We start from the raw sequence: 15843 nt of genomic DNA, 5'->3' as shown, positions 1-15843 counted from the left end.
TCTGAAGCATGAAAATCGAAAACCGTAAGCTCGCCGACGTCCGGCCGTACGAGCGGAATCCGCGCATCAACGACCAGGCCGTCGACGCGGTGGTCGAATCGATCCGTCAGTTCGGGTTCCGCCAGCCGATCGTGGTGGACACCGAAGGCGTGATCATCTGCGGGCATACCCGTTGGAAGGCCGCACAGAAGCTGGGCCTGGAGAAGGTTCCGGTCCACGTTGCCAAGGATCTGACGCCCGAGCAGGTCAAGGCCTACCGCATCGCCGACAACAAGACGGCCGAGCTGGCCACGTGGGACTACGACCTGTTGCCGTTGGAACTGGGCGAACTCCAGGACGCCGACTACGATCTCGGCCTGCTTGGATTCACCGCCGACGACTTGGCCAAGCTGCTCGACCCCGGCGTGAAGGAGGGACTCGCCGATCCCGACGAAGTTCCCCAGCCGCCCGACGAGCCGACCACACGGCCAGGCGACCTGTGGCTGCTGGGCGAGCACCGGCTTCTGTGCGGCGATGCGGGCAAGGCGGAAGACGTGGACCGGTTGCTGGACGGCCAGCCCGCCCACCTTGTGAATACCGATCCGCCGTACAATGTTCGCGTCGAGCCGCGGTCAAACAACGCGATCGCCGCAGGGCTGAGTTCGTTCCAGGCAGCAGGCAGGAGGCGGAAGGCCGGAGGGAAGCTGCCACAAGAATCTTCCTCCGGTCTCCGGCCTCCAGTCTCCGGTGTGGCCCGGCACCCCGAGAAGGCGATCCCCACGCACCGCAAGCTGCGGGCCAAGGACCGCCCCCTGGAGAACGACTTCGTCTCGGACGAGGAGTTCAACCGGCTGCTGCACGCTTGGTTCGGCCAGATGGCGCGGGTGCTCTTGCCAGGCCATGCCTTCTACATCTGGGGCGGATACGCCAACTGCGCAAACTACCCGCCGGTGTTGAAGGTGTGCAAGCTCTACTTCTCGCAGGCGATCATCTGGGTCAAGGAGCACGCCGTGCTTACCCGCAAAGACTTCATGGGTAACCACGAGTGGTGCTTCTATGGCTGGCGGGAAGGCACAGCGCACCGATTCTTCGGTCCCAAGAATGTGCCCGACGTCTGGAGCGTCAAAAAGATCAACCCGAACAAGATGGTCCACTTGACGGAGAAGCCCGTGGAGCTGGCCGTGCGGGCGATGCAGTACTCGTCGCTTGCCGGCGAGAACGTGCTTGACCTCTTTGGCGGTAGCGGCAGCACACTGATCGCTGCCGAACAGACGGGCCGGCGGGCATTCCTGATGGAACTCGACCCGCTCTACTGCGACGTGATCGTCCAGCGCTTCGAGAACTTCACGGGCCGGAAGGCCGAACGACAGGGAACCGTCACCCTGCCACAAGCCCGGGAGGCCGCTCAATGAGCGTACGTCCGGAAGAATTCCGCGATCTCACTCTTGCCTGCCTGCCCCGTGGCGACGGCCATTGTCAAGTCGTAAAGACTGCCTCTCGGAGCGTCGATCTCGATGCCATTAAGATCCAGAAAGACCAGCGCCGCCACGCACCCGGTCCGCTTGTTCCCATCAAGGAACGGATGGTTCTGCACCAGGTGGTACAGATAGGCGGCCGCCATCTCGAACAGGTCCTTGTGCAGGGATTCGCTGCCGAACGTTGCGCGGGGTTGTGCGACGGCCGACTCGAGCAGCCCCATGTCGCGCACTCCGTGTTCGCCGCCGTAGAGATCGACCTGATCGGCGTGCAGCGTCAGAACGTCTTCGATGCTGAGAAAATCGGGCACCAGCGCCTACTCCGCCAACCGTCGGAGATCATCGCCGTACTTGCGGTTGATCTTCTCGAGCGACGCGCGGAGCTTCCGCTGACGCGGCTTATCGCGGATCGGCGAGATGAGAATCGAATCGCCGTCGGTCGAGAGCTCTAGCGGCGTGTCGGCGGAAATCTGGAGCATTTCCAGAATCGGTTTGTCGATCACCAGCGCCAGGCTGTTGCCATGCCGGATCAGGGTTTTGGGCATGTCGGTCCCTCCTCGTCGGATACACATAGTATACACCGCCACGCCGTCCCGGCCAAGGCGGGAATAGGCGTCGCGCCCCCCCCAAATGGCGGCCGGCTGAAGAGGTGTGTGATGCGTCTACGCAAGAATCGAAAGGTCCTGATGCCTGACCAACCCGTCTTCAAGCCGAAGCACGCCGGTGTACTGGTCGCGGAGTGTTGTCACCTTACCCGGCAGCCCCGCGGGCAGACTGGCGAAGTAGAACCCGCCGGGCGTCTCGGAGAAGCAGAGCGGCTTGCCGCGGCGGACCATCAAGAGGCGGACGGGCTTTCGCCACAGGCCGAGCATGGCCAGTGGGCCTTCGGTTTGGGCCACCACCCAGGCGGCACGCTGGAGAAGTGGCCCGGCGCGGCGCATCATCAACAGCCCCAGCACCTCGCTGTCGCAATCGGTCTTGGGCCGCAGGCCGTAGCGCCGCAGGAGCCTCCCGTAGTTGCGCACCACCCCGTTGTGCACCAGCCAGCCGCGCCCGGCCGGGTGGGGATGGTTATTGCGGTTGTCCTCTGGGGCGCCGTGGGTGGCCCAGCGGCAGTGGCCGATTATGGCCACGGCGCGGCGGCATTGGTCCAGGTCGTCAAGGTTGGCCGTGGCCGCGCCCGGGCGTTTGAAGGTCTGGAGCACGCCGTCGGCGTCGATCCATGCCAGGCCGAAGGCGTGGCGGCCGCGGGTCTCCGTCTTGGCAGCGATCCGCCGCAGGCAGACGAGGTCCGGCCCGCGACCGTCCTTCGTGATGAACCCGAATATCCCGCACATCGTGGCCTCCTTCCTGTATCAGGGCATGGCGTCGTACTTGCGGGCCAGGCGGCGGAACTCGGCTTTGACCTGATCCTGCGGGATGGCATCCGAAATCCATCCGTACTGCTTGCCGCCGTGAATGCGTGCGTAGCCGCGGCCTCAGGCCAAGTAGCCCAGCAGGCGTTCCGTCTCGCTTTGGCCCGGGCCGGGCTTCTTCCAGCCGCCCGTCGGGGCCTTCGGCGCCCAGGTGGGCATCCGCTTGGCGCTTCGGGCCCGCTCGACCAGCCCAAGGCAGACCTGAATCCACCCGGCGACCTTCACCGGGTTGAGCGAGCCGGAGAAGACGCGGAACTCGACCGTGCCCTTGGTTCCCCGGGCAAGGTTGGTCAGGTTCAAGGCGTGGTAGCGGTCGCGGTCCAGGTTCGGCTTGGCATCCTTGTCGCTGCCGTACTTGCGCACGCCGCCGCAGTACCGCCCCCGCTCGCGGCGTTTGGTCCCAGTGATCGCGTAGAGGCCCTTTTCGAGGTAGGCGACAATCGTGACCAGGCGGGCCAGGGCCTGGGCCGGCCAGTGGCGGTCCCAGCCAACGTGGATATGCACGCCACAAGTGGGATTGACCCAATGCCCTTTGGCCCGAAGCGCCTCGACCACCTCGATCACCTGGCGGATGCCCGCTTCGCCGCGGAGCACGGGGCTGGTAATCTCACAGCCGTGGCCCATGCGGCTGCTTACCGATCCGTCGCGGGAGGCCTTCCAGCCATCGGGCAGGTAGGGGACCTGAAGGCCCCGGCGACAGGGTCCGATTCTGAGGCCGTGCTGGTCGATGGCGTTTTGCGGGGCGATCGTTTCGATCTCGATTCCGAAGGTGAGTTGGTCGGCGTTCATGGCATCCCCCTCGGTGGTGTAATGTTCATGCGTACATCACAGAGGAGCCATGAACGCCCGAGAACATCAAGCGGAATTCCCGCCCGGCGGGCTGGATTCTTCGGAATACTTTTGGGGCCCTGCGTAGCACAGGCCCGGGCTTGCAGCTGGCCGGGGAGTAACGCTTTGGGCCGGTCGGCCAGATGGGCGCTGCCGTCGGGGCACGTTGGGGTGTTACCTCTGGGTACGGCTTGGCCGACGTTGGCCACGTGTGGCCCACAGTGGCCGCGTGTTGCGTCGCTGGCGGGAATGGGGACCTGTGGGCCAAGGCCAAAAGAAACGTGCGGGAAATTCCCCGGGGTTGGGCGGCCGGCGCGTTGGGTTTCAGGCCCTGGCGAACTTGCCCCGCTCGACCTTCTTGAAACGGGACCCTTTCCCCTTTGCGGCGATCTCGCGGATGATCGCGCTATAGAGCGTGGCGTGGGGTGTCTTGCCGCCGGGCGAGTGCCAGTAGCCCTTCTGGGCCGCGACCTCGACGATCTGCTTTGCGCCCAGCGGCTCGCCCGATTCGGCCAGCACCCGGGCAGCGGCGTCGAGGACGCTCGGACGCTTGGCCTTGGGTTCGCCACGTTTGGCCCGCGTGGCGGCCTTCTTGCTCTTGGCCTTGGTGGTCGCCTGAGCGGGTTTCTTCCCGCCCTTGGCCGCCGTGGGCGACGTGGTGGCCTTTTTGGCCGCGGGCCCCGCGTGCCGGCCACCAGGGGCGGTCCCCACTGCGTCGGCCAGTTCGGCCGGCTTCGCGCCCTCGGCCTTCACTTCGCCCCGCAGCTTCCGGGCGCTTTTGATACGGACCTTCTTGCCGGTGGCCAGATTGGTCCCGTCCCAACCGCCGTGGCGATTTTCTCCGTCGATCCGCACCGGCACCAGCCGGTTGGTCACCCGGGCCGTGTACACCTTGCCGATTTGTACTTCGTCGCGTTTCATCGCATCGCTCCTTGGAACAGGGGAAAACAGGGGTTAGTGCCGTGGTGTACTCTCGACGATGGTGAGGTGGAACTGCTGGCCATTGGGCAAGGTGACCACCAGTCCTCGGTTCATGGTCAATACGCTTGCGTCATGGAACGTGGTGACGTGGCCGCCGACGGAGGCGAGCCGCCGCGTAAGCAGGTTCGCCAGCTTGGTCTCGAATCGCTTTTCGGTCATGAGTTGCTTTGCCATGATCGTTCTCCTTCAGTCGTTGACCGGGATAGTCATGATCCGCCCGGACTTGTGGCAGGAAAGATACGCGAACTGGATTCCCGCAGCCTCGATCCGCTCGGCCTCGGCCTGCGTGAGGGTGAGATATTTGACGCTTCTCCCTCCGTCGGCCCCGATCAAGATGGCGCGGTCGTCACCCGAGGCGTCCAGGTACTGCAGGGCCTCCAGCGCGCTGGGGTGTTCGGTCGCCCGGAAGGTGATTTCTCGTGTCTGCATCGCGTTTCTCCTTTGGCTTGGGGATTCAAATGCGTCATGACACATCAGCCATTTTTTTCGGAACGCATCAAGCGAAATTCCCACCGGTCGGCATGGATTTCCCGGAATACTTTTTCGCCGCAGCGTAGCACGCGATGAGCGACAGGAACGCCCAAGGACGGCACGGCCGCTCCCTCAACCCCCAGGCGTTATCCCTGGAGGATGCGGCCATGATTCTCTCGGCCGCCGGCTCTCAACGGGTCACCATCCAGATGCTCCAAGCGGACATCGACGCCGGTGCCCCGACGGGCGCCGACGGCACGCTGAACCTGGTCCACTATGCAGCGTGGCTTGTGCGGGAAATTTCACGTCGCGTCTAAACGTTCAACTACCCGGAGCGTGTTGGGCATGGTTCGCGTGTCGAGGTCGCAGCGGGAGTGGAAAACGTGGCGATTGACCCGAGGCGATTGAAGCCAAGCGAGCTAGTGCGCCTGCTGAACTCCACGCCGCTGGGCGAGGTGACGGGCGAGCGGCAGCTCTACCGCCACCGTATGCGCGCGGGCTTCCGCATCGGCGACGGCCGGCATGTGGACCTGTTTCGCTATGTGGCCTGGCTGGTGCAAATCCGCCACGAGCCGAAACCCGAGCCGGACGCCGACCCTTACGAGTCGCTCAAGGAACGGGCCCGAGCGCGGAATGCGGCGCTGTCGCTGGCCGGCCGCGACATCGGCGAATTGCCCGAGGTCGTCGATCCCGAGCGGAAGGAGAAGGCGTCGCGGAACTTCCGCTTCTTCTGTGAATCGTACTTCCCTTTGACGTTTCACTTGGCCTGGTCGCCGGATCACTTGAAGGTGATCGGCAAGATCGAACAGGCGGTTTTGGAAGGTGGGCTGTTTGCCATGGCCACCCCTCGTGGGTTCGGGAAAAGCAGCCTTTGTGAGTGCGCCTGCATCTGGGCAGTGCTGTACGGCCACCGGGAGTTCGTGTGTCTGATCGGCTCGGACGAAGGCCATGCGATGGACATGCTCGACTCGATCAAGACGGAACTGGACGGCAATGATCTGCTCTTGGAGGACTTCCCCGAGGTAGTCTTCCCGATCCAGTGCCTCGACGGGATCGCCAACCGTTGCTCCGGTCAGCTCTATCGAGGCCAGCGCACGCACATCGGCTGGACGGCTCGGGAGATCGTGCTGCCGATGATCCAACCCGCCGGCTGGGGTGACAACGAGCGGCTGAGGCAGTTTCTACGCCCGGACGGCTATTCGCTGGGCAGTGGGGCGATCATCAAGGTCGCTGGAATCACCGGCCGGATTCGCGGCATGAAATACAAGCGTGCTGACGGGAAGACGGTGCGTCCGAGCCTGGTGGTGCTCGACGACCCGCAGACCGATGAGTCGGCACGCAGCCTCTCGCAGTGTGCCACCCGCGAGAGCATCCTGGCCGGGGCGGTGTTGGGCCTGGCCGGCCCGGGCAAGAAGATCAGCGGCATCATGCCCTGCACGGTCATCCGCCCGGGCGACATGGCCGACCGGATTCTTGATCGCGACAAGCACCCGCAGTGGCAGGGCGAACGCACGAAGATGGTTTATCAGTTTCCCACCAACGAAAAACTCTGGCAGCGATACGCCGAGTTGCGTGCCGAGAGCTTCCGCCGCGGCGGCCACGGCGAAGAGGCGACCGAGTTTTACCGTGCCAATCGTGAGGCCATGGACGAGGGGGCTGTGGTTGCCTGGCCGGAGCGCTACAACCACGACGAGCTGTCGGCCATCCAGCATGCCATGAACCTGAAGCTCCAGGACGAGCGGGCCTTCTGGGCGGAGTACCAGAACGAGCCCTTGCCAGAAGAGGTGCCCGAAGAAGACGACCTGACCGCCGAGAAGATCGCCGCCAAGATCAATCGCCTGGGTCGCGGCGAGGTACCTGTGGGCTGCAACCACCTGACGATGTTTGTCGACGTGCAGCAGACGCTGCTCTTCTATGTGGTTGCGGCGTGGGAGGACGATTTCACGGGGGTGGTGATCGACTATGGGGCATACCCCGACCAGCGACGGGCTTATTTCACGGCCCGAGACGCCCAGCCCACGCTCAGCCAGGTGGCCAAGGGCGCCGGCCTGGAGGGCTCGATCTACGCGGGGCTGGAGGCCCTCACGCACAACTACCTGGGCCGCGAGTGGCGGCGTGACGATGGGGCGGCCATGCGGATCGAGCGGTGCCTGGTCGACGCCAACTGGGGGCAGTCGACCGACGTGGTCTACCAGTTTTGCCGGCAGTCGGCCCATGCCGCCGTGGTGATGCCCAGCCACGGGCGGTTCATCGGAGCATCGAGCCGGCCGCTGAACGACTACCGACGAAAACCGGGAGATCGCTGCGGGCTGAATTGGCGCATCCCCAACGTCCAAGGGCGCCGGGCCGTGCGGTACGTGATCTACGATGCGAACTTCTGGAAGTCGTTCGTCTACGCCCGGCTGGCGGTGGCGATGGGCGATTCGGGCTGCCTGTCGCTCTTCGGCAGTGACCCGGAGCAGCACCGGCTGCTGGCCGAGCATCTTACGGCCGAGTACCGTGTGAAGACCGAAGGCCGGGGCCGGACCGTAGACGAATGGAAGCTGCGCCCCTCGGGTGGCGACAATCATTGGCTGGACTGCCTGGTGGGCTGCGCGGTGGCCGCGTCGATCCAAGGGGTGACGCTACCGGGGATGGCGGGCGAGCCGAGCAACGGCCGCCGGCGGATCAGCTTCGCCCAACTCCAACGGAGGAAACGGGGCCGATGAGCCACTCGCCGCAACACGCCTCCCCCACGCCGGAAACTCCACGGCCCAAACCGGAGCGCGGCATCGCCTGCCCCCGATGCGGGTGCCGCCACTTCCGCACCACGCATACCGAGCCCTTGCCGAGCGGGCGCATCCGCCGCCGTAAGGTGTGCCGGCACTGCGGACGGCGGATGGTGACCTACGAGCTGCTCCCCGGCATGGCAGGGCGAGATTGCTATATGTAGCACGATTTTCGCTTTTCAGGCGATCCAGCCGACAGATCGCGGCCAATTGGCATATGTAAGAGATAGGCGGGCCGACCCTGTGGCAGCCGAGGGCGACATCGCTGGAGCTGGATTGGAGACCGAAGGCTGAAGACCGAAGGAAGCCTGCATTGGGCGCCTACAGCCTACAGTCTTCAGCCTACAGCATACGCGGCACGTCTCGGCCGCAGGGCCACGTCAGGCAGGCTCGCCGTTGCGGGAGAAACAGCAGATGACCGACAACCTCGACGACACGATCCGCCAGAATGCCGAGGGACCGGCCAAGGTGGCTGGCGACGCGGGAAGCGTTGAGCAGCATCCGCTGTCGGAACAGATCGAGGCGGATAAGTACTTATCGGCGAAAGAGGCCGTACAGAAAAAGCGGCGCGGCCTGCGGTTCAACAAGCTCGTCCCGCCGGGGGTGAACTGAGTTGTTCGCGTGGATGCGTCTTTTGTGGCCCAGGAAGGCCACCCCCGCTCGTCGTCGTCCGCGTTCGTGGCGGGCCCTCAAGGCCCGCTACGACGCGGCGATGACCACCGAGGAGAACCGCCGGCACTGGGCGGCCGCCGACGGGCTTTCGGCCCGGGCGGCCAACAGCCCCGAGGTCCGGCGGATCCTGCGGAACCGGGCCCGTTACGAGGTGGCCAACAACAGCTACGCCCGCGGGATCGTCTTGACGCTGGCCAACGACTGCGTGGGCACCGGCCCGCGGCTCCAGATGCTCACGGGCAACGCCGAGGCCAACCGGCGGATCGAACGGGAGTTTTCCCGGTGGGCCAAGGCGGTCGGCCTGGCCGAAAAGCTCCGCACCATGCGCATGGCCCGAGCCCAGGACGGGGAGGCCTTCGCCATACTGACCAGCAACCCGCGATTGCCCACGCCGGTCAAGCTCGACCTGCGCCTGGTCGAGGCCGACCAGGTGGCCACGCCGGAGCTAGGCTGGAGGCCGAAGGCTGAAGACCGAAAGAAGCCTGCACTGGGCGACTACAGCCTACAGTCTTCAGCCTACAGCCTCACCGACGGGATCGTCTTCGATCGATTCGGCAACCCCGTCGAGTACCACGTGCTCCGCGACCATCCGGGCGATACGACCCGGTCCTCGGGCCTCCAGTACGACCGGGTGCCGGCCGAGGCGATGGTCCACTGGTTCCGATCCGACCGTCCCGGGCAGGTCCGCGGCATCCCCGACATCATGCCGGCCTTGCCCCTGTTTGCCCAGCTTCGACGATTCACACTGGCGGTGATTGCGGCGGCCGAGACGGCAGCGGACTTCGCCGGCATCCTCTACACCGACGCCCCGCCGGGTGGCGAGGCGGACGCGGCCGAGCCGTTCGAGCCCATCGAGCTGGAAAGCCGGGCCCTGCTGACTATGCCGGGCGGCTGGAAGATGAGCCAGCTCCAGGCCGAGCAGCCCGCCACCACCTACGCGGAGTTCAAACGAGAAATCCTCAACGAAATCGCCCGCTGCTTGAACATGCCGTTCAACATCGCGGCGGGCAACTCGTCGGGCTACAACTACGCCTCCGGGCGGCTGGACCACCAGACCTACTACAAGAGCCTTCGGGTCGAGCAGGCGCACCTGGAAGCCGTGGTCCTGGATCGGGTGCTCGCCGCCTGGCTCGACGAGGCGGTGCTGATTCCAGAAGTCTGGCCCGAGCACGTGGGGCCATTTGCCGACTGGCCGCACCAGTGGTTCTGGGACGGCCAGGAGCATGTGGACCCGGCCAAGGAGGCCACGGCCCAGGCCACGCGTCTTGCCAGCCATACCACCACGCTGGCCCACGAGTACGCCCGGCAGGGCCGCGACTGGGAGGAGGCCCTGCGCCAGCGGGCCAAGGAACTGGCCTTGATGCGCGAGCTGGGGCTGAGCGTGGCCGAGGCAGCGCCAACCGAACAGGGCGATCCAAACAACGACAACCAACAGCAGGAAGTCACCAATGCCGCTGCCTAAGCGAAAGCCGGGCGAGTTGCACGAGGAGTTCATCGCGCGGTGCATGCGCGATGCGATCATGGTCAAGGAGTTTCCCGATCCGGCCCAGCGCCGGGCGGTCTGCCAGCGCCAGGGAAGGGTGCGCACAGAGGCCCATCTGAACCTGGTCTGCGACCCGAGCGACATCACCATCGAAGCGGTGGAGGATGGTCCTGCCGACGGGAGGCCGAAGCTGCCACGATTCTCGATGGTCGCCTACACCGGCGGGCCGATGCGGATTGCCGGCTGGCGATACCCGGTGATCGTGGACTTGGCCGGTTTGGCCATCCCGTCGCAGAGCCGCCCCGTCCGCTTCGGCCACGACATGGCAAGCGGCGTGGGCCACACCGATGCGATCCGCATCGAGGAGGGCAAGCTTGTGGCCACCGGCGTGGTGTCGCGCGACACGGCGGCCGCCCGGGAGATCGTCGCCAGTGCGCGGAACGGCTTCCCCTGGCAGGCCTCGATCGCCGCGGCCGTCGAGGAGTTCGAGTTCGTCAGAGAGAACCAGAAGGTGCTGGTCAACGGCCGCCAGTTCGCCGGGCCGGTCAACGTGGTCCGCAAGGCGACCCTGGGAGAAATCAGTTTCGTGGACCTGGGCGCCGACGGGGCTACGAGCGCCAGTGTGGCCGCGGCCGGTGTGCAAGCAACCAAGGAGGAGAACCAAGCGATGGAGAGGCTTTCCAACCCCAACCTGCCTGCCCCGGAGAAGGCAGGCCCTCAAGAGCAGCCTGGCGAGACTGCGGAGACCCAGGCCGCCACTGCTACGAAGCCCGCTGGGGAGCAAGCCGGCGATTCTCTGGCCGACCAGGCCGGTGAGGCGGCCCGTGTGTTGGCTATCCGCCAGGTCTGCGCCGGCCGGCATCCGGAGATTGAAGCCCAGGCGATCCGGGATGGGTGGGATGTCAGCCGCTGCGCCCTGGAGGTCTTGCGGGCCGAGCGGCCCAAGGCCCCGGCCGTGCACGCCCGCAGCCCGGAGGCGGTGACCGGGCGACTGCTCGAGGCGGCCTGCATGCTTACGGCCAAGGCCGCCGGCGTAGAGGACCTCTTCGACGAGCCGACCTTGGAGGCGGCCGGCCGCCGGTTCCGTGGCGGCATCGGCCTGCAGGAGCTTCTGTTGGAAGCTGCCTGGGCCAACGGCTACACGGGCCGCAGCTTCCGCGACAGCCGCACCGTGTTGCGGTTCGCCTTCCGCCCGGACCTGGAGGCCGGCTTCTCGACGATCGATATCGGCGGCATCCTCTCCAACGTGGCCAACAAGTTCCTCCTGGACGGCTTCTTCTCGGTCGAGCGGACGTGGCGGAACATCTGCGCTACGCGAAACGTCTCGGACTTCAAGACGGTGACCAGCTACCGGCTGATCGGCACGGACCAGTACGAGCAGGTCGCCCCGGGCGGGGAACTGAAGCACGGCACTTTGGGAGAAGAGACCTACACCAACAAGGCCGACACCTACGGCCTGGTACTGTCGATCGACCGCCGCGACATCATCAACGACGATCTGGGGGCGATCACCACCGTGCCGCGAAAACTCGGGCGGGGCTCAGGCCTGAAGCTGAACGACGTGTTCTGGAGCACCTTCCTCGATAACGCCACGTTCTTCTCTGCCGGGAACAACAACTACCTGGAAGGGGCCGACACGGCGCTAGGGATCGACGGGCTTACGAAGGCCGAGGTGGCCTTCATGGACCAGGTGGACTCGGACGGCAAACCGATCGGCATCATGCCGGCGATCCTCTTGGTGCCCACCGCGCTTTCGGCCATCGGCACGCAGCTCTACAAGTCGATGGAGCTCCGGCAACCCAGCGCGAGCAGCCGTTACCCGGTGGCCAACCCGCACCAGGGCAAGTTCCGGGTGGAGGTGAGCCGGTACCTGTCGAACAGCAACTACACGGGCAACTCGTCGAAGGCCTGGTACCTGTTGGCCACGCCGGACGACCTGCCGGTCGTCGAGGTGGCGTTCCTCAACGGCCAGGAGAGCCCCACGATCGAGACGGCTGACGCGGACTTCTCGGTCCTGGGCATCCAGATGCGCGGCTATCACGACTTCGGCGTTGCCCTGCAAGACCCGCGTGGCGGCGTGAAGATGAAGGGCGAGGCGTGAGGGACAGGCTGAAGACCGAAGGCTGTAGGCTGAAGGCTGAAGACTGAAGGAGAAAGCGACGTGGCAATCGCAGTATTCGTCGAGCAAGGCGAACAGATCGACTACACACCCTCGGCCAATGTGGCGGCCGGCGACGTGGTGGTTCAAGGGGACCTGGTCGGCGTGGCCCGAACGCCGATCCCTGCCGGCACGCCGGGCTCCCTGGCCGTGGCCGGCGTGTTCGACTTCGCCAAGGAGTCCGGCGGCGGTGTCACCTTTTCCGCCGGCCAAAAGGCCTATTGGGACGAGACGAACCAGGTGGCCGTCACCACGGATGGTGGCGGACTGAACAAGTACCTGGGCAAGGCGGTCGCCGCCGCCGCGGACGCCGACAGCACAGTCCGCGTGCGCTTGAGCCAGTGAGCCTGTTACGATGTCCGACATGCTCGATAGCGGCCTGGGCTGGCTGGCCGAGCGGCTCAAGGTCCATGCCTCGCGGCCGGTTATCTACCGACGCGGGACCGACGAGACGACTGTTCAAGCGATCGTCGGGCGGACGCTCTTGAAGCTCGACGACGGCTACGGCGGCGTGCGCATGGAGTGGACCGACCGAGACTTTTTGATTGCGGCCGACGACCTCATTCTCGCCGGCCAGAAGACGTTGCCCCGGCGGGGAGATCAGATTCGAGAGACCACCGGCGGCAAGACGCTGGTCTACGAGGTGGTGGCGCCAGGCAGTGAACCCGAGTGGCGCTGGAGCGATCCGCATCGCAGGCTGCTGCGGATTCACACCAAGCAGGTCGGCGTGGAGTAACAACTGAGACTGAAGGCTGAAGGCTGAAGGCTGAAGGAAGCGTGATGATGCGATTGCGAGCTCTGACTTTGTTGTGTTGCCTTCTGGGGCTGGCTGCGGTGGCTTTGGGGGCCACCCTCGGCGGCAGCAGGGCACCCGATGGGACCGAAGTCCAGTGCGACCTGCCTGTCGAGCTGCATCGCCGCAACACGACCTCGCGGGGTCAGGGCTGCTGCGTGTGGACTTCGATCCACCATGCGGCCCTGTGGCAGAACGTGCCGGCCTATCAAGAGGCCCCGAAGTGGATTCAGGAGCACGGCATCCCCGGCGGGGCGTATCCCGGCGCCGTCGAAAAGTATCTGCCCGAGATGGCCCGCCAGCGCGGCGCAAGCCAGGCACCAGGCTTTCTGAACTACGAGGGCAGCGACCTGGAACTATTAAAACTCGCCTGCCGCACGGGCCGGATGCCCGCGGTCACGTACACCTATAGCCCCAGCGGCCGGTACGGCGGGGCGCGGATCGCGCATATGGTCAACCTGGTGCATGCCGACGATCGCTACTTCGCCGTCTTGGACAACAACTACATCGGCGAAAACCAGATCGAGTGGATGACGCCCGAGGAGTTCAAGCGGAGCTGGACGGGGCTGGGCGGCGGCTGGGCGGTGATCCTGCTGGCCCCGCCCCCGCCGCCGGTCCCGAGGAATCAAGACTGAAGGCTGAAGACCTAAGGCTGAAGGCTGAAGGCTGAAGACCGTAGGAAGCAGCATGTACGCACTCTTGTTTCCGCTCTTGTTTGGCCAGTGCGGTTCGGGAGGTTGCCCGATCGTGCCGGCCTGGCCGCAGTGGCAACCGATTGTTGTCGACCGCACGGATGGGCGACCGGCCACGTTCGAGCTTGAGGTCGTTCCGCCCGGCGCTGGAGTCTGGTTCGACAAGCACGCGGTGCGGCTTCAGGGCGGCAGGGCTCGCCTCCAGACGCCGCCCTTGGAGCCGGGCCAGCGCTACCGGTATCGCGTGACGGCCCGGTGGGGCGATGTCCAGCGGCAGTGGACTCTAAGCTTTTCGCCCGGGCAGACGGTCCGCGTGGTGCTCCGGCGGGATGGGGCCACGCGGCCGACCTCCGGCAGCAACGCGGCGCCCAGCAGCTCCTCGGCGTCTTCGCCCTCTTCGCGGTCCGAACCGGCCCGACCTTCCCAGCCGCCGGCCAAGCCATTGCCGCCCGATCGTGCCGGCGGCGAACCTGCCGCACCTTCCAGTCCCCCTGGAGGTGCCTCCCAGCAGGATGGCCAGCTTCCGGTGGTGGAGCAGGACGGCATGCAGAACTTCGGCATCGATCGCTCCGGGCTCAACGGCTCCGGGGCGGAGCGGATCACGCTGGGCGGCCGCCAGATCAGCCGATCCGAAGCCACGCGGATTCTCCAGTCGGCAGGGCTGGCCGACGACAGCACCAAGTTGCGCCTTACGGTGATCGGCACCGAGTCCGACCGCCGCCGGGTGCTCGACGACCTGAAAGGCCCGCTGGCCGATATCGCGGCCGAGTGCCTGGTGCAAGACTATCCCCCGGATCACTGGGCGGTGACCAAGGCTGGTTTCCACACGGCCGGCAAGCCGACGATCTACGTCCAAGCCCCGGACGGCAGAGTGTTGCACAGGCAGGATGACTACACGGACGGCGCCGAGGGTCTGAGGCGGGCCTTCGAGCGCTTGCGCAGACCCGACCCGAACTATCGGCCCGACAAAGACCGCGACCTGCGCCGGCCGGCCGCCGGCCTGCTGGCCCGGTTGCTTGATCTTCTCTCGCGTCCGTTCCGCGTGATTCTCTCCTGGCTTCTGGCAGCGGGCGTGGTGTTCGTCCTTGTCGTGCTGGTGATGAAAGGCTGGCTGGTCTACCTCTTGGGCCTGTTGGCCAGTCTGGTGCCGGGACCACCCGTACAAACCAAGAGGGCCGGCCGCAGCAAACGGCGGCCTGCCAAGCGTCGAGCAGCCCGGCGACCGGCCGCCAAGTCGCGTGCGAGGAGATGACCGGCATGTCCACGATCGTCACCCTGGCCGATGCGGTCGTCTCGGAGCTGAACGGCAAAGGATGGAGTCTCCCGTTCGCCGCCCGGCGGCTCTATCGGCCCCGGTTCGAGCCGGCGGACCTCAAAACGCTCCAGGTGAGCGTCGTCCCCAGGGCCTTGACCATCGAGGCTGCAAGCCGCTCGGACGACGGCCACGAGTGCCAGATCGACGTGGCCGTGCAGCAGAAGCTCGACGCCGACTCGGTCGACCAGATCGACCTTCTCATGGGGCTGGTCGACGAGATCGTCCGGCACTTCCGGCTGCGACGCCCGGCAGCGATGCCCGAGGCCCTGTGCGTGAAGGTCCAGAACGATCCGGTCTATGCGGTCGAGCACCTGGAGGAGCTGCGCACGCTGACCAGCATCATCACCTTGACCTTCCGCGTGATGAAAGACTGAAGACTGAAGACTGAAGGCTGAAGGCTGAAGACTGAAGGGTAGGGTTGTGGTGGGGATGAAGGTGAAGACCAGAAGCCGGATGCACCGGGTCGCCCGCAAGGCCAGGCGGGCTGGTATCAAAAGCCTCGGCCATGCCGGGGCGGCGATCCGCCTGGCGGCTCGGCGAAGTCTTCGCAAGCGAAAGGGCTCTGCCCCGCCGGGGCAGCCGCCCCACACGCACACTCGCAGGCTGCCGAAAGCGATCCTTTACGCCGTGGATAAGCGGCGGCAGGTGGTAGTGATCGGTCCGGCGGTGCACCTGTTCGGCACGGCCGGCAAGGCCCACGAGCACGGCGGACGGTTTCGCGGGGCTCGCTACCCGAAGCGGCCTTTCATGGAGCCGGCACTGCTGAAGGTCAAGGATCGTCTGCCGAAGTTCTGGGCAGGTTCGGTACGGTAA

At 65.8% G+C, this 15843-nt stretch carries 19 protein-coding genes; 12 read left to right on the top strand and 7 right to left on the bottom strand.

Annotated elements, in window-relative coordinates; translation table 11 throughout:
• The first annotated feature begins 8 nt into the window (after nucleotides 1–8).
• A complete protein-coding gene (locus ACYQ2I_RS10900; RefSeq protein WP_460167044.1) occupies nucleotides 9–1391 on the top strand; it encodes a DNA modification methylase in 1383 nt (460 codons plus the stop codon).
• Here the strand turns inward: ACYQ2I_RS10900 and ACYQ2I_RS10895 are convergent.
• The 7 genes from ACYQ2I_RS10895 to ACYQ2I_RS10865 all read right to left on the bottom strand — a co-directional run bounded on the left by ACYQ2I_RS10895 (nucleotide 1385) and on the right by ACYQ2I_RS10865 (nucleotide 5107).
• On the bottom strand, nucleotides 1385–1765 hold the full coding sequence (locus ACYQ2I_RS10895; protein WP_460167043.1) for a type II toxin-antitoxin system death-on-curing family toxin: 381 nt from the start codon (nucleotides 1763–1765) through the stop codon (nucleotides 1385–1387). The genes ACYQ2I_RS10900 and ACYQ2I_RS10895 overlap by 7 nt on opposite strands.
• A gap of 6 nt (nucleotides 1766–1771) precedes the next feature.
• The gene (locus ACYQ2I_RS10890) at nucleotides 1772–1999 is read right to left on the bottom strand and encodes an AbrB/MazE/SpoVT family DNA-binding domain-containing protein (protein ID WP_460167042.1); all 228 of its coding nucleotides are present in this window, start codon (nucleotides 1997–1999) and stop codon (nucleotides 1772–1774) included.
• 117 nt (nucleotides 2000–2116) lie between these two features.
• Entirely contained in the window at nucleotides 2117–2791 is a 675-nt protein-coding gene (locus ACYQ2I_RS10885; RefSeq protein WP_460167041.1) for a class II glutamine amidotransferase, read from the bottom strand.
• 141 nt (nucleotides 2792–2932) lie between these two features.
• Nucleotides 2933–3658, bottom strand: a complete 726-nt coding sequence (locus tag ACYQ2I_RS10880) for an amidoligase family protein (RefSeq protein ID WP_460167040.1) — start codon at nucleotides 3656–3658, stop codon at nucleotides 2933–2935.
• Nucleotides 3659–4021: 363 nt separating this feature from the next.
• Entirely contained in the window at nucleotides 4022–4618 is a 597-nt protein-coding gene (locus ACYQ2I_RS10875) for a winged helix-turn-helix domain-containing protein (protein WP_460167039.1), read from the bottom strand.
• Nucleotides 4619–4651: 33 nt separating this feature from the next.
• Nucleotides 4652–4852 carry a hypothetical protein gene (locus ACYQ2I_RS10870; protein ID WP_460167038.1) on the bottom strand — a complete coding sequence of 67 codons (201 nt, stop codon included), beginning with the start codon at nucleotides 4850–4852 and terminating at the stop codon, nucleotides 4652–4654.
• 12 nt (nucleotides 4853–4864) lie between these two features.
• Nucleotides 4865–5107, bottom strand: a complete 243-nt coding sequence (locus tag ACYQ2I_RS10865; RefSeq protein WP_460167037.1) for a hypothetical protein — start codon at nucleotides 5105–5107, stop codon at nucleotides 4865–4867.
• Nucleotides 5108–5241: 134 nt separating this feature from the next.
• Between ACYQ2I_RS10865 and ACYQ2I_RS10860 the strand changes: the two genes are divergently transcribed.
• The 11 genes from ACYQ2I_RS10860 to ACYQ2I_RS10810 all read left to right on the top strand — a co-directional run bounded on the left by ACYQ2I_RS10860 (nucleotide 5242) and on the right by ACYQ2I_RS10810 (nucleotide 15843).
• Nucleotides 5242–5466, top strand: coding sequence for a hypothetical protein (locus tag ACYQ2I_RS10860; RefSeq protein WP_460167036.1), 225 nt, complete (start codon nucleotides 5242–5244; stop codon nucleotides 5464–5466).
• 66 nt (nucleotides 5467–5532) lie between these two features.
• Nucleotides 5533–7857: a terminase gpA endonuclease subunit gene (locus ACYQ2I_RS10855; protein WP_460167035.1), complete on the top strand. Its 2325-nt coding sequence runs from the start codon at nucleotides 5533–5535 to the stop codon at nucleotides 7855–7857.
• Between the two features lie 474 nt (nucleotides 7858–8331).
• Nucleotides 8332–8529, top strand: coding sequence for a hypothetical protein (locus tag ACYQ2I_RS10850; RefSeq protein ID WP_460167034.1), 198 nt, complete (start codon nucleotides 8332–8334; stop codon nucleotides 8527–8529).
• Between the two features lie 100 nt (nucleotides 8530–8629).
• Nucleotides 8630–10051 carry a phage portal protein gene (locus ACYQ2I_RS10845; RefSeq protein ID WP_460167033.1) on the top strand — a complete coding sequence of 474 codons (1422 nt, stop codon included), beginning with the start codon at nucleotides 8630–8632 and terminating at the stop codon, nucleotides 10049–10051.
• Nucleotides 10038–12173, top strand: a complete 2136-nt coding sequence (locus ACYQ2I_RS10840) for a phage major capsid protein (protein ID WP_460167032.1) — start codon at nucleotides 10038–10040, stop codon at nucleotides 12171–12173. The genes ACYQ2I_RS10845 and ACYQ2I_RS10840 overlap by 14 nt, the downstream gene beginning before the upstream one ends.
• 60 nt (nucleotides 12174–12233) lie before the next feature.
• Nucleotides 12234–12575: a DUF2190 family protein gene (locus tag ACYQ2I_RS10835; protein ID WP_460167031.1), complete on the top strand. Its 342-nt coding sequence runs from the start codon at nucleotides 12234–12236 to the stop codon at nucleotides 12573–12575.
• Nucleotides 12576–12585: 10 nt separating this feature from the next.
• The gene (locus tag ACYQ2I_RS10830; protein ID WP_460167030.1) at nucleotides 12586–12966 is read left to right on the top strand and encodes a hypothetical protein; all 381 of its coding nucleotides are present in this window, start codon (nucleotides 12586–12588) and stop codon (nucleotides 12964–12966) included.
• Between the two features lie 44 nt (nucleotides 12967–13010).
• Nucleotides 13011–13658, top strand: a complete 648-nt coding sequence (locus ACYQ2I_RS10825) for a hypothetical protein (RefSeq protein ID WP_460167029.1) — start codon at nucleotides 13011–13013, stop codon at nucleotides 13656–13658.
• 583 nt (nucleotides 13659–14241) lie between these two features.
• On the top strand, nucleotides 14242–14967 hold the full coding sequence (locus ACYQ2I_RS10820) for a hypothetical protein (protein ID WP_460167028.1): 726 nt from the start codon (nucleotides 14242–14244) through the stop codon (nucleotides 14965–14967).
• 5 nt (nucleotides 14968–14972) lie between these two features.
• Nucleotides 14973–15404: a hypothetical protein gene (locus tag ACYQ2I_RS10815; RefSeq protein WP_460167027.1), complete on the top strand. Its 432-nt coding sequence runs from the start codon at nucleotides 14973–14975 to the stop codon at nucleotides 15402–15404.
• Nucleotides 15405–15459: 55 nt separating this feature from the next.
• Nucleotides 15460–15843 carry a hypothetical protein gene (locus ACYQ2I_RS10810; protein ID WP_460167026.1) on the top strand — a complete coding sequence of 128 codons (384 nt, stop codon included), beginning with the start codon at nucleotides 15460–15462 and terminating at the stop codon, nucleotides 15841–15843.

Source organism: Thermostilla marina (assembly GCF_054657455.1).
Note: the sequence above shows the minus strand (reverse complement) of the source record. Positions and strands in the feature narration are given on the sequence as shown.